The sequence below is a fragment of the Mesorhizobium sp. Root102 genome (assembly GCF_001425625.1).
Classification (GTDB): Bacteria; Pseudomonadota; Alphaproteobacteria; order Rhizobiales; family Rhizobiaceae; genus Mesorhizobium.
On the sequence record NZ_LMCP01000023.1, the window covers coordinates 132,416 to 145,099 of the forward strand.

At 61.5% G+C, this 12,684-nt stretch carries 12 protein-coding genes and 1 riboswitch; of the genes, 4 read left to right on the forward strand and 8 right to left on the reverse strand.

All coding sequences use genetic code 11. From position 1 onward, the window contains the following. Window positions 1-27: 27 nt before the first annotated feature. The 3 genes from ASD12_RS19270 to ASD12_RS19280 all read right to left on the reverse strand — a co-directional run bounded on the left by ASD12_RS19270 (window position 28) and on the right by ASD12_RS19280 (window position 2,996). Window positions 28-456: a PqqD family peptide modification chaperone gene (locus ASD12_RS19270; protein ID WP_056589465.1), complete on the reverse strand. Its 429-nt coding sequence runs from the start codon at window positions 454-456 to the stop codon at window positions 28-30. A 120-nt stretch (window positions 457-576) separates the two neighbouring features. Next, a complete protein-coding gene (locus ASD12_RS19275; protein ID WP_082525561.1) occupies window positions 577-1,677 on the reverse strand; it encodes a hybrid-cluster NAD(P)-dependent oxidoreductase in 1,101 nt (366 codons plus the stop codon). Window positions 1,678-1,748: 71 nt separating this feature from the next. Then, on the reverse strand, window positions 1,749-2,996 hold the full coding sequence (locus ASD12_RS19280; protein ID WP_056589472.1) for an aromatic ring-hydroxylating dioxygenase subunit alpha: 1,248 nt from the start codon (window positions 2,994-2,996) through the stop codon (window positions 1,749-1,751). A 112-nt stretch (window positions 2,997-3,108) separates the two neighbouring features. After that, window positions 3,109-3,311, reverse strand: a riboswitch (cobalamin riboswitch). 512 nt (window positions 3,312-3,823) lie between these two features. Between ASD12_RS19280 and ASD12_RS19285 the strand changes: the two genes are divergently transcribed. The 3 genes from ASD12_RS19285 (at window position 3,824) to ASD12_RS19295 (ending at window position 4,603) form a co-directional block, all read left to right on the forward strand. After that, a complete protein-coding gene (locus tag ASD12_RS19285) occupies window positions 3,824-4,024 on the forward strand; it encodes a DUF680 domain-containing protein (RefSeq protein ID WP_056589476.1) in 201 nt (66 codons plus the stop codon). Between the two features lie 71 nt (window positions 4,025-4,095). Further along, entirely contained in the window at window positions 4,096-4,296 is a 201-nt protein-coding gene (locus ASD12_RS19290) for a DUF680 domain-containing protein (RefSeq protein ID WP_056589479.1), read from the forward strand. Between the two features lie 70 nt (window positions 4,297-4,366). Then, a complete protein-coding gene (locus ASD12_RS19295; RefSeq protein ID WP_056589482.1) occupies window positions 4,367-4,603 on the forward strand; it encodes a DUF680 domain-containing protein in 237 nt (78 codons plus the stop codon). Between the two features lie 70 nt (window positions 4,604-4,673). Here the strand turns inward: ASD12_RS19295 and ugpC are convergent, their stop codons facing one another. The 5 genes from ugpC to ASD12_RS19320 all read right to left on the reverse strand — a co-directional run bounded on the left by ugpC (window position 4,674) and on the right by ASD12_RS19320 (window position 11,270). Continuing rightward, window positions 4,674-5,786, reverse strand: coding sequence for a sn-glycerol-3-phosphate ABC transporter ATP-binding protein UgpC (ugpC, locus tag ASD12_RS19300; protein ID WP_056589484.1), 1,113 nt, complete (start codon window positions 5,784-5,786; stop codon window positions 4,674-4,676). Between the two features lie 24 nt (window positions 5,787-5,810). Then, window positions 5,811-7,475 carry an alpha-glucosidase family protein gene (locus ASD12_RS19305; protein ID WP_056589487.1) on the reverse strand — a complete coding sequence of 555 codons (1,665 nt, stop codon included), beginning with the start codon at window positions 7,473-7,475 and terminating at the stop codon, window positions 5,811-5,813. Between the two features lie 4 nt (window positions 7,476-7,479). Next, complete coding sequence (locus ASD12_RS19310; protein WP_056589490.1) at window positions 7,480-8,634, reverse strand: carbohydrate ABC transporter permease; 1,155 nt, start codon at window positions 8,632-8,634, stop codon at window positions 7,480-7,482. A 1-nt stretch (window position 8,635) separates the two neighbouring features. Next, window positions 8,636-9,649: a sugar ABC transporter permease gene (locus tag ASD12_RS19315; RefSeq protein ID WP_056589496.1), complete on the reverse strand. Its 1,014-nt coding sequence runs from the start codon at window positions 9,647-9,649 to the stop codon at window positions 8,636-8,638. 265 nt (window positions 9,650-9,914) lie between these two features. Next, window positions 9,915-11,270, reverse strand: coding sequence for an ABC transporter substrate-binding protein (locus ASD12_RS19320; RefSeq protein WP_056589499.1), 1,356 nt, complete (start codon window positions 11,268-11,270; stop codon window positions 9,915-9,917). 364 nt (window positions 11,271-11,634) lie between these two features. On the opposite strand from ASD12_RS19320, the gene ASD12_RS19325 reads away from it, so the two are divergent. Next, entirely contained in the window at window positions 11,635-12,657 is a 1,023-nt protein-coding gene (locus tag ASD12_RS19325; RefSeq protein ID WP_056589503.1) for a substrate-binding domain-containing protein, read from the forward strand. Window positions 12,658-12,684: the final 27 nt, after the last annotated feature.

A 12,684-nucleotide genomic window follows, 5' to 3' on the forward strand; every position in this document is an offset into this window, starting at 1 on the left:
TTCTATCGCGGTGCAACCGGCGGCTCGTCAGGATGCCTGTTTGACCGCCGGCCAGCCAACCGGCTCCTCGACTTCATGGATAGGATCCACGACGATCAGGTCGGCGAGGTCGTCGTGGACATTCACGGTGAGCGGCTCGCTCGTGGCGGCAAGCTCGGCAAGCAATTCGTCAGGCAGCGGCTGCGGCGGCGCATCCAGGCCAACCAGCAGCCCCAGCTCGAGCAATTGCGATACGAAGCCTTCGAGTTCAGCCGGGCCAATCGTCGAGGCGCCAGCGGTCAGCCCGATCAGAGCCTGGGCATCGACGCCGGACGATAGCGCCTGCCAGATCCTGCTGCCCGAATCGGAAAATCCGAAGTACTTCCCGCTCGAAAGATCGAGCACGACGGCTTCGCCGTCGAAGGATTCAAAGACAATGTCCTTGCTCGAAATCGCGTATACATCGGTATGACGCATTGCTCTTGACCCCCATAGCTGCGCGAGCAATCGTCGGTCGGCGCGGTCGCTCAGCTCATAAGGCCTGTAAACACTCGATTCTTTCTTGGCAAGCCAACGCGCGCGGCGGCTCCAAGCGGATCACGCCTCGATTTCGAGCGCCGAAAGCGGTTTTGAGCAACAGGCGAGGATAAAACCGTCGTCGATTTCGTGATCGAGGATACCACCATTGTGGCTCATCTCGACGTTGCCCGCGACCTTCCTCACCTTGCAGGTGCCGCACAGGCCGAACTCGCATGCGGCGGGAATCCGCACGCCCGAGGCCCGTGCTGTCTGCAGCACCGTCTGGCCGGCGACGCATTCGGCGTCGACATCCGAAAGCGCGAAACGGATCGGCGTCGCGGCTTCGGCGACAATGGCGGCACCGTTTTCAGCCGGCGACGCGAATGGCGCCGGGATTTCTTCCACGACAGGCGCCGCAAAGCTCTCCTGATGATATTTCGTCATGTCGAAGCCGGCTGAGTCCAGCATGCCGCGCACGGCGCGCATGAAGGGATCGGGGCCGCAGCAGAAGATTTCGCGCTCGCGGAAATCGGGCGCCAGCAGTGGCAGCCGGATCGCGTCGATGCGGCCCATATGGCCGAACCAGCCCTCGCGGCTCGACCGCTCCTCGATCATGAAGCCGAGCGACAGGCCGGGCATACGGCTGCCGAGCAGTTCGAGTTCCTTGCGGAAAATGATCTCTTCCGGGCGGCGTGCGCAGTTGACGAAGCCGACATCGGTCCATGGCGCGCAGTCATTCAGCCAGCGCAGCATCGACATCATCGGTGTCACGCCGGAGCCTGCCGAAATGAACAGATACTTGGCCGCCGGGTGGCTGTGCAGCGAAAAATCACCGGTCGGCCCATAGGCCTTGACGTGCGACCCGGGCGTCAGATGATCGAACATCCAGCGCGTGCCGATGCTGCCGGCCTGCGCCTTCACTGTCACCGCGATCGAGAACGGCCGCGATGGCGAGGACGACAGCGTGTAGGTGCGCATCAGCGGCCCGTCGGCGGTCGGCAGTTCCAGCGTCACGAACTGGCCGGGCTTGTAGCGGAACCAGGTCTGGTTGTCGGAGCGGAAGGTGAAGGTCTTAACGTCAGGCGCTTCGTCGCTGACGCCGATCACTTCCAGCACCTGCAGCCTGTCGTTCCACGGCGTCATCTGGTCGAGATGGCGATAGAGGCCAAGATCCGTCATCGCATTCATCCTCTTGTCCCTTTTGTTTTGTGCATGTCCCAAAACCGCTGCGCACTTTTGGGCGACATGCGCTAGGCGACGCTGCGCAGGGTCGGCCGCTCGCCTTCGGCAAGGCGCGGACCGATGAACGACGCGTACCATTCGACGAACTGGATCACGCCACCCTCATGCAGCTCCGAATAGGGGCCGGGCTCATAGGCGGGCGACAGGATGCCGAAGGCGTTTTCCTCGACGATGCGGCGGTCCTGGTCGTTGGTCTCGGTCCAGACATGGGTGAGGTCTTCGATGGTGTAATCGATGCCCTCGACCGCATCCTTGTGCACCAGCCATTTGGTCGTCACCGCCGTTTCCGTGGCGCTGATCGGCAGCACCCGGAACGTCACCGCGTGGTCGATGAGGATGTGGTTCCAGGTCGTCGGATAGTGATAGTGCATCAAGGTGCCGATCCGGTCGGCGGAGACGGTGTCGGAAAGGTTCTTCTTGACCGCCAGCTTGCCGGTCATGGTGTAGCTGACGGCATCGCGCAGCAGTGGCGCGCGGGTGGCGCGATACTGTCCGGCCGGATCGATGCGGAATTTGCTCGGCAGGCCGGCGGCCTCGCATTTGGCCCAATGCGCGACCATCTCGGGGTCGCTATCGGCGCCGTTGACGCCGGTCACGGTCGGCGCCTCGGGGAAGGTCTTGCACAGTTCGGGATGATTGGCGGCGCAGTGGTAGCACTCGCGGTTGTTTTCCCAGACCAGCTTCCAGTTGCCTTTCTCGATGATCGTGCTCTCGAAGGCGATCTTTGCTTCGCGCAACCGGTGCGGCAAAAGATAAGGTTCGATCATCGCCCGCATCGGCGCGAAATCCGCCGGCTCCTTGGCTAGGCAGATGAAGATGTAGCCGCCGACGTTTTCGCAGGCGACCGGCTTCAGGCCGAACTGGCTCTTGTCGAAACCGTCGGCCATCTGGCGGGCAAACAGCAGGCGGCCGTCGAGCTCATAGGTCCATTGGTGATAGGGGCAGACGAGCTTTGCCGCCGTACCCTTCTCGGTGTTGCAGACGCGGCTGCCGCGATGCCGGCAGGAATTGTGGAAGGCGTTGATCTTGCCTTGCTGGTCGCGGACAAGAACGACCGGATAGTCGCCGATCTGCACTGTGATGTAGCTGCCCGGCTTCGGAAGCTCGCAATCGTGGCCGATGAACAGCCAGTCGCGATACCAGATCAGCTCCATGTCGAGCTTGAAGTAGTCTGGATCGGTGTAGAACGGCTGCTCTAGCGAAAAGCCTCGCCTGCGGCTGTTTAAGAGCCTCAGCATGTCGTTGCGAATATCCATGTCCTGTCCTCGCTTTAAGGACTGAACTGGTGGTGACGGAGGAAGGATTGGACGCAGGCCGGCGATGCGTCGGACATGCACGATCCACCTCTTGACCGCCCACCGCGATCAGTCGAGTCTAGAAATCTTGGGCTGGTTTCCGGGCTCTGGAGTTGTCCTTGCGGACCATCGCGACACCTTCCCAGGCAGTTGCCCAGTGGTCTCCCGTTGCGACTTGAACTCCACCACCGTTGCGGGGGCAGCGCCGGATTCTGACCGGCTTCCCAATTCTCCGCCCCGTCGTCACGAAGTGGCACCTGAGATGGTATGATCTAACCACGATCGCGGACGCGTCATCGGCATGAAAACGACATCGTATCCATGCGGCGCGACACGCACGCGAAACGTCCCGGTTGGCGATTGCCGCGCTGAAATCCTATCTCCGCGGCGGCCTTCCTATCTGCAATCTCCTCGAAACCGACCCCTGACCGAGGTCAAAAAAGGTTAACAGTTTCGAAAAGTGACTATTAGCGGTCACTAAAATCGAACCGAACGGTTCGTTTCTGTTGACGGTGCGTGCAGGACGGTGTGAACGCTGGGCCTACGAAACAGTTGGTGATATGACTGGCGTCTTTGGCTAACATATTGATAAATATATAGAAAAAGTATGGTGTAGAAGCCCTTGGCGCAATTTCAAGTGGCGGATTCATGGTCCACACGGAACAACTTCGTGATTGGAAAAGGCAGACCGGTCCTACCACATCGGGGCTGTCCGAACGACGCGATTTCCTCCCAAGACACGCCGCTATACGGACGGGAAAAATACTAAAAATACTGGAGTACATAAAATGAAAAAGATCATTCTCACTGCCGCCGCCCTTCTGGCCATTTCCGGCAGCGCCTTCGCTAATGGTAGCGACCACTATGGTTCGAACGCCCCGGCAGCCACTGCTGTCGACAGCTCGTACACCGCTTCGGTCAAGAAGTCGGAACCGGCTGCTCAGACGCCTGCCCAGGGTAGCGACCGTAACCTCTTCGGCAACCACTAACAGCCGAATCACCAGTTGACGGGGGGTATGCCTGCCGTCCTGGCGAAATCCAGAAATTCAGGAGACTTGAAATGAAGAAGATCATTCTTGCTACCGCAGCCGTTCTGGCCATTTCCGGCAGCGCCTTCGCCGCTAGCGACAACTATGGTTCGAACGGCGCCAATCAGCCTGCCGCGGCGGTCGACCAGTCGTACACGGCTTCCACCAAGACATCCGAACCGGTTGCCCAGACGCCCGCTCAGGGCAGCGATCGCAACCTCTTCGGTCGCTAACGACCAATTTCCCAGTTGACGGCGGGTATGCCTGCCGTCCTGGCGAAATCTAGAAATTCAGGAGACTAAAATGAACAAGATCCTTATTGCTGCCGCCGCCGTTCTGGCCATCACCGGCAGTGCCTTCGCCGGTAGCGACAACTTTGGCTCCAACGGCGCCAACCAGCCTGCCGTCACTTCGGTTGACACCGCGCACACGAGCTCGATCCGCAACAGCGGTGGCCTCGTCGAGAAGCTGCTCAATTCGTCGGGCGACGTACAGAAGTCCGCCCCTCAGGGCAGCGACCGGAACCTCTTCGGCCGCTAACAGCCGAAGCTGATCTTCAAAAGAAGAGCGGCGGGCCAAGCCCGCCGTACGTCCGAGACGTGGTCCTGCCTCAGGCCGCCTTTGCTTCCGGCTTTTGCAGCGCAAAGGAATGCCCATCCGTATCGAAGATATGCAGGTCCTCGCCATTGGCGCTCAGCCGCAATGTCGAGCCGCGCTTGACCTCGACATTGCCGGGCAGCTTGGTCACCAGCGGCAGATCGGCGCGGCCGATGTCGATATAGACCAGCTGGACCTCGCCGAGCTGCTCGACATAATCGACCGTTCCCTCGAACAGATAGTCAGCGCCGCTGGAGATGATCAGATCCTCCGGCCGCACGCCGAAACTCACCGCGGTACCCTTCGCCGAAGCCGGCGTGGTGATCGGCACGGTTGCCTTGCGGCCGCCGACATGGCTGACGACGGTCGGGTTGCCGGTCTTGTCGATGGTCGCCGGCAGGATGTTCATGGCCGGCGAGCCGATGAACTGGGCAACGAACAGGTTGCCGGGTTTCTTGTAGAGGTCCATTGGCGTGCCGACCTGTTCGATATGGCCGTCCTTGAGCACCACGATGCGATCGGCCAGCGTCATCGCCTCGACCTGGTCATGGGTGACGTAGATCATGGTCGTGTTGGGCATCGATTCCTTGAGCTTGGCGATCTCGATGCGGGTGGCGACGCGAAGTGCGGCGTCAAGGTTCGAAAGCGGCTCGTCGAACAGGAACACTTTCGGATTGCGCACGATGGCACGGCCGATGGCGACGCGCTGTCGCTGGCCGCCCGACATCGCCTTGGGCAGGCGGTCGAGATATTTGGTCAGCTGCAGGATTTCCGCCGCCTGGCGTACGCGGCGATCGATCTCGGCCTTGTTTTCCTTGCCGATCTTCATCGAGAACGCCATGTTGTCGTAGACGGTCATGTGCGGGTAGAGCGCGTAGGACTGGAACACCATGGCGATGCCCCGCTTCGATGGCGGCACGTCGTTCACCACCTCGCCGGCTATTCTGAGCTCGCCGGAGGTGATTTCCTCGAGCCCGGCGATCGACCTCAGCAATGTCGACTTGCCGCAGCCAGACGGGCCGACAAAGACGATGAACTCGCCCGACTTTATATCGAGGTCGATGCCGTGGAGAATGTTCAGAGTGCCGTAGGACTTCTTCACTTGTCTTAGCGTGACATCGGCCATTGGTTTCCTCCCAGTGATTTGAATTCAGTCGATGCGCCCGAACCAGGCGCCGTAGCCGCCAAGCTGTATGGAGCCGCTGCTCGCCTGCCCCGAAAATCCGTGCCCGGGCAAAGGTTGCAGCGATCGGTTGCCAAGGTCAACCTCGGTCGGCCTGGCGCCCAGATTGAAGACGCAGACCACCTGCTCGTTGCCGGCGCGGCGCGTGAAGGCGACCGTGTCGCCCTCACTTTCGATGAAGGTGATATCGCCCTTGGCCAGCGCCGGATGGGCGCGGCGGAAGCTGAGAAAGCGCCGGTAGTGCTCGAGCAGCGAACTCTCGTCGCCCTGCTGGACATTGACCGCTTGCGCCAGATGCTTGGCCGGCACCGGCAGCCAGGGTTTTGCCGACGAGAAGCCGCCATTGCTGGCGCTGCCGTCCCACACCATCGGCGTGCGGCAGCCGTCGCGGCCTTTGAATTCAGGCCAGAAGCGGATGCCGTAGGGGTCCTGCAGATCCTCGAACCGCAGGTCGGCCTCGCCAAGCCCAAGCTCTTCGCCCTGATAGATGCAGACCGAACCGCGCAAGGACATCAGCAGCGCCGAGATGACCTTGAGGTAGGCGATCGGGTCGGCCTCATTGGCTGCCCAACGCGAGGCCGGGCGCATCACGTCATGATTGGAAAAGGCCCAGCACGACCAGCCGTCGCTGGCGACCTTGCCGAAAGATTCCAGCACCGAGCGGACCTTGGCCGCACTGATCTTTTCCGGCGCCAGAAAATCGAAGGAATAGCACATGTGCACGCGCTTGCCGCCGGCGGTGTAGGCCGCCACCACTTCCAGCCCGCGCTGCGAATCGCCGACCTCGCCGACCGCGGCGGTTGCCGGATATTCATCGAGCAGGGCGCGGAAGCGTTCGAGGAAGCCGAGGTTCTCCGGACGGCTCTTGTCGTAGAGATGGTCCTGGTAATTGTAGGGATTGACCGCGGGTGCGGTCTGGTCGTTGCGCTCCTCCGGCGGCAGCGGCGGGTTGTTTTCCAGGCCCTGGCTGTGGAAGTAGAAATTGATGGTGTCGAGCCGGAAGCCGTCGACGCCGCGCTCCAGCCAGAAACGGGTGACGTCGAGCAACGCGTCCTGGACTTGGCGGTTGTGGAAGTTGAGGTCGGGCTGCTCGGCCAGGAAATTATGCAGGTAATATTGCTGGCGGCTGGTGTCCCATTGCCAAGCCGAGCCGCCGAAGATCGACAGCCAGTTGTTGGGCGGCGTGCCGTCCGGCTTGGCGTCTGCCCAGACGTACCAGTCGGCCTTCGGGTTGGTGCGGCTCGACCGGCTTTCCTTGAACCATGGATGGTTGTCGGCGGTGTGCGACAGCACTTCGTCGATCATCACCTTCAAGCCCAGCCTGTGTGCCTCGGCGGTCAGCGCATCGAAATCGGCCAGCGAGCCGAACATCGGATCGACGTCGCAGTAATCGGACACGTCATAGCCGAAATCCTTCATCGGCGACTTGAAGAACGGCGAAATCCAGATGGCGTCCGCGCCGAGTGCCGCGATGTAGGGCAGCCGCCCGATGATGCCCTTGAGGTCACCAATGCCGTCGCCGTTCGAGTCCTGGTAGCTGCGCGGATAGATCTGGTAGATCACCGCGCCTCGCCACCAGTCGCTATCGATGGCGAGATCGGGCTTCGAACTGGCCTTCAAAGCGGATTGCATCGTCTCAGCCTCCTTTCACCGAGCCGGCAAGCAGCCCGCGGACAAAATAGCGCTGCAGCGAGAAGAAGACGATCAGCGGCACGATGATGGTCACGAAAGCCGATGTCGTCAGGATCTCCCAGTCGCCGCCGCGTGAGCCCAACAGGGCGTTGAGCTTGGCGGTCAGCACGATCTGGTCTGCCTCTGTACCCAGGAAAACCATCGCCACCAGCAGATCGTTCCATACCCACAGGAATTGGAAGATGGCAAACGAGGCCAGCACCGGGAACGACAGCGGCAAGACGATCTTTACGAAGATCTCGAAATCGCTGGCGCCGTCGATGCGCGCCGATTCCATGATCTCGCGCGGCAGGCCGGCAATGTAGCTGCGCAGCAGGTAGATGGCGAAGGGCAGGCCGAAGCCGGTATGCGCCAGCCAGATGCCGAGATAGGTCTTCGACGGCATGCCGAAGAAAGAGCCGACGCCGTTGTAGAGTTTCAAAAGCGGGATCAGCGACATCTGCAGCGGCACCACCAGCAGGCCGATGATGACCGCGATCAGCAGTGCCCGGCCGGGAAACCGCATCCAGGCCAGTGCATAGGCGGCAAAGGCGGCGATCAGGATCGGGATGACGGTCGCCGGGATGGTGACGGTCAGCGAGTTCATGAATGACCGCCCGATGCCTTCCGAAAACAGCACCGTCTTGTAGTTGTCGGTGGTGAATTTCGGTGGCGCCGACGAGGCATAGTAGACGCGTTGGCCGCGATCGCCTTCGAACGCCTTGGGCGAGGCCATGACGAAGCTGCCATCGGCGTTGAGCAGCAATGTCACGCCGTCTCCGAGATCGGCTGTCGTGCTGGCGGGATATTGCGTCGGTGCCGCCGATTTGACGCCGAAGGCGCTGATGTTGCGCTTGGCGCCGTCGCCGAAGATGTTGCCCTCAAGGACGAACTTGCCGTCCTTTTCGACTTGCGTCGAGGCGGCCGGCAGGCGGCCGGCTTCCGTCTGGGTGGAACTGGAGAAGGAATTCCACCAGCCCGAGGCGATGATCTGGTTCTTGTCGCGCAGCGACGAGACCAGGATACCTAGCGTCGGGATCGTCCAAATCGCGACAAAGACAAGCACGGCAATGTGGACGCCAAAGCGGCTGGCGAAGGAATTTCCGGTCGCGACGGCCATCTCAATGTCCTCCCGTCTCTTTGTTCGCCTGGCGGATGTTCCAGACCATGATCGGAATGACCGCGATCATGATGATGATGGCGATGGTGGCGCCACGGCCGAAATCGCCGCCGCCGCGGAACATCCAGTCGAACATCAGATTGGCCAACACCTGGCTGTTCCACTGGCCGTTGGTCATGGTCAGCACGATGTCGAACACCTTGAGCACCAGAATGGTGATCGTGGTCCAGACGACGGCGATGGTGCCCCATATCTGCGGCACCATGATCTTCCAGAAGATCTGGAACGGATTGGCACCGTCGATGACGGCGGCTTCCAGTGTCTCTTCGGGAATGCCGCGCAGGGCGGAGGATAGGATGACCATGGCAAAGCCGGTCTGGATCCAGATCAGGATCACCATCAGGAAGAAATTGTTCCAGAACGGCAGCGATATCCAGACCTGCGGCTGGCCGCCGAAATGCTGGATGATGGCGTTGAGGATGCCGATCTGCGTCTGCCCCTCGCCACGATACTCGTAGATGAATTTCCAGATGACGCTGGCGCCGACGAAGGAGATCGCCAGCGGCAGGAAGATCAGGCTCTTGGCGATCGTGCCCCACCAGATTTTGTCGGTGAGCACGGCGATGATCAGTCCAAGGAAGGTGCAGGCGGCGGGCACGACCGCCAGCCAGATGATGTTGTTGAGGATCGAGTTGCGGAACTCGCGGTCGCCGAAGGCCCATTCGTAATTGGCGAAGCCGACGAAATTGATGCCGCCGCGATCGAGGAAGGATAGTCGCAGCGTCTCGACCACGGGATAGATCAGGTAGATGGTCAGGATGATCATCGCTGGGCCGACAAACAGCCAGGGACGGACCAGCCCCTGCCGGCGCAGATTGTCGATGGCCGCGGCACCGGCGACGCCGCGCGACGGGAATATCAGGTCGACCAGCTTGTTGGCGCCCCAGAAATAGGCGACGCAACCGCCGACGCCGACGATGATGACGAAAATGGCCGAGAAAATCTGAGCCGCCATGGGTCCCTCCCCCTGCGCATCATCAGCCAAAGCCGAACGGTCCGGTCGGTGAGATGCGCCGATTCAGTTGTTCAGAGCGCGATCGCCAGGCAAGACGGGTTTTCCCTTTGCCGATCGCGCTTCATGCCGGATGTCTGTGTGCTCATGATAGTCGCCGCGGCACGGGCCGCCGGTCGGATTCGGGCCTCCAGGGCCCGGATCCAGTCAGGATCGGATAGTCCAAACGTCCAGTCCGAACGATGGGCTGCTTACCTCTGTCGGCCACCTACTTGATGGCGTCCCAGCTCTTCTGGATATCGGTGGCGACATCCTGCGCCGGCTTGCCGCCGACCAGGTCGATCATGCCGGTCCAGAAGGCGCCGGCGCCGATCTTGCCCGGCATCAGGTCGGAACCGTCGAAGCGGAAGGTCGAGGCGTTGGCGAGGATTTCGCCCTGCTTCTTCAGCGCGTCGCTGGCGTAGGCATCCTTGTTGACCGACTTGAGCGGTGTCACGAAACCGCCCTCGGCCATCCAGATCTCATGGGCGAGCGGCATCTTCAGGAATTCGATGAACGCGCGCGCTGCCTTGGAGTCCTTGGTGATCATCGCCAGCGTACCGGCGCCGAGCACGGGCGTGCCCAGTTCAGGCTTGGAGGCATAGGGCGGAAAGTAGAAGAAGTCCGCGTCCTGGCCGACCTTGGTGCCTTCCGGGAAGAAGGTCGGGATGAACGATGCCTGATGGTGCAGGTAGCATTTCGGCGGCACCGCGAAGAGGCCCTTCGGGCTGTCGCGGAAATCAGTCGCCGCAACCGCCTTGGCGCCGCCATCGACCATCTTGTCGTCGGTGGCGATCTTGCCGAAGATGTCGATGGCGTTGACCACCGCCGGATCGTTGAACGGGATCTCGTTCTTCACCCATTTGTCGTAGACTTCCGGAGCCTGGGTGCGCAGCATCAGGTCTTCGACCCAGTCGGTTGCCGGCCAGCCGGTGGCGCCGCCCGAGCCGAGGCCGATGCACCATGGCTTGCCGCCATCGGCGATGATCTTCTTTTCGAGATCGGCGAGTTCTTCCTGCGTCTTCGGCACCTTGTAGCCGGCTTCCTCGAAATTATCCGGCGAGTACCAGACCAGCGACTTCACGTCGGCCTTGTAGGGGAAGGCGAAGAAGCCCGGCTTGCCGTCCTTGTCCTTGAAGGTGCCGAGATCGACCCATGACTGTCCGGCGCCGTAATTGTCCTTGACCCATTTGGCGGTGTCGTCACCGAGGGGCGTCAAAAGGCCTTTCGATGCAAGGTCCTGGATCAGGCCCGGCTGCGGCAGCACGGCGATGTTGGGCGGGCTACCGGCCTGTGTGTCGATGACGATCTGCTGTTCGTAATTCTCCGAGGAGGAGTATTTGATCTCGACGCCGGTGGCTTCCGAGAAATAGTCGAGAACGCCGCGCACCAGGCCTTCGTCCTCACCGCGCCACGGTCCGAAGATCGACAGCGTCTCACCCTTGAGGTCGACTTTCTTGAGCTCTTCGTAGTTCGCCCAGTTGAAGCGCTTGTCTTCGCCTGGCTTGAACTTCAGCTCGGCATGCGCGGGCGCGTTCAGGGCGAGCGTGGCAAACGCAGCACCCAGCAAAAGCATTTTCTTCATCGGTATTCCTCCCAGTGGGTCACACACACCGGACGGAACCTCCATTCCGCCCGCCGACGCCGCAGGACTGTGACTCAGTCAGAAAGGAACCGCAACCTTTCGAAGAGTCTTCCAAAGCGCTTTGGCTTTTTTGATCTCGCCATTGAATCGCCTGGAAGTCAAGAGGCTGGCGAACTAATCGATTTAATTTCGCGCGTTTGCGATAGAAAAAGTGCGCTGCAACATGCTTTTATGGCAGTGCAGCAGCAATTTTTGTTTCAAACCGGCCTAAACCGCGTCTATGGTTCATCCTCCTATGGACTGGCCCCTACGGCACTTGGGTCGATTCAATCTGAAAGCGCTTTGAGGGAAATGGAGACCTTTCGTGAACCTCAAGCAGCTCGCCCATATGCTGGCACTTTCGCAGACCACGGTAAGCCGCGCCCTGAACGGCTATCCCGAGGTCAACGAGGAAACGCGCCGGCGGGTGATGGATGCCGCCAAGCGCCATGGCTACCGCCCCAATCCGAGCGCGCGCCGGCTGGCGACCGGCAAGACCGGCATGATCGGCTATGTCCTGCCGACCGGTGCCGCCGTCGACATCGATCCGCATTTCGTCGAGTTCCTGTCCGGTCTCGGCGACTACGCCCGCTCGCATGAACTCGACCTGGTGCTGTCGCCGGCCGACGCCGACGACCAGGAGACCACCTACCGGCGCATCGTCGCCAACCGGCAGGTCGACGCCGTCTATATCTCGTCGCCAAGGCCCGCCGACCGGCGCGTGGCGCTGGTCAACACGCTCGGCATTCCCTTCATCGTCCATGGCCGCAGCGAAGGTTTCGACTTCGACTATGCCTTCACCGACATCGACAACGAGGGCGCCTTCCACGAGGCGGCCAGGCTGCTGATCCAGCTCGGCCACCGGCGGCTGGCGCTGATCAACGGCGACGATCGCGAGACCTTCGCCATCCATCGCGAACGCGGCGTGCGCCGGGCGCTTGCCGCGAGCGGGCTGACATTGGGCGAGCGCCATGTCTGCTCGGTGGCGATGACCGAGGAGAACGGCTATCGCGCCACCAGGCGTTTGCTGGAAGAGGGCGACGCGCCGACAGCGATCGCCTGCTCCAGCCTGATCATGGCGCTGGGCGTCGTTCGTGCTGTGCGCGACCTCGGCCTGAGCATTCCGGCTGACGTGTCGCTGATCGCCCATGACGATGTCTTCCCCTGGCTAAGGCCGGAGAATTTCTCGGTGCCGCTGTCGACGACGCGTTCATCCATCCGTCTCGCCGGCGCCCGCGTCGCCGAGCGGCTGGCGGCACGGATTTCGGGGCTGGAAGAGGGGGCGCGAGGCGAGGTCTGGCCGGTCGACCTGGTGGTCAGGGGATCGGTGGCCGGCGCACCTGCGTAGGGATTAAAACTCGATCGCGTTGGGCAG

Coding starts and splice junctions, on each gene's coding strand:
- ASD12_RS19270 (WP_056589465.1), bottom strand. CDS start 456: ATGCGTCATACCGATGTATACGCGATTTCGAGCAAGGACATTGTCTTT.
- ASD12_RS19320 (WP_056589499.1), bottom strand. CDS start 11,270: ATGAAGAAAATGCTTTTGCTGGGTGCTGCGTTTGCCACGCTCGCCCTG.
- ASD12_RS19290 (WP_056589479.1), top strand. CDS start 4,096: ATGAAGAAGATCATTCTTGCTACCGCAGCCGTTCTGGCCATTTCCGGC.
- ASD12_RS19305 (WP_056589487.1), bottom strand. CDS start 7,475: ATGCAATCCGCTTTGAAGGCCAGTTCGAAGCCCGATCTCGCCATCGAT.
- ASD12_RS19315 (WP_056589496.1), bottom strand. CDS start 9,649: ATGGCGGCTCAGATTTTCTCGGCCATTTTCGTCATCATCGTCGGCGTC.
- ASD12_RS19275 (WP_082525561.1), bottom strand. CDS start 1,677: ATGACGGATCTTGGCCTCTATCGCCATCTCGACCAGATGACGCCGTGG.
- ASD12_RS19310 (WP_056589490.1), bottom strand. CDS start 8,634: ATGGCCGTCGCGACCGGAAATTCCTTCGCCAGCCGCTTTGGCGTCCAC.
- ASD12_RS19285 (WP_056589476.1), top strand. CDS start 3,824: ATGAAAAAGATCATTCTCACTGCCGCCGCCCTTCTGGCCATTTCCGGC.
- ASD12_RS19295 (WP_056589482.1), top strand. CDS start 4,367: ATGAACAAGATCCTTATTGCTGCCGCCGCCGTTCTGGCCATCACCGGC.
- ASD12_RS19280 (WP_056589472.1), bottom strand. CDS start 2,996: ATGGATATTCGCAACGACATGCTGAGGCTCTTAAACAGCCGCAGGCGA.
- ugpC (WP_056589484.1), bottom strand. CDS start 5,786: ATGGCCGATGTCACGCTAAGACAAGTGAAGAAGTCCTACGGCACTCTG.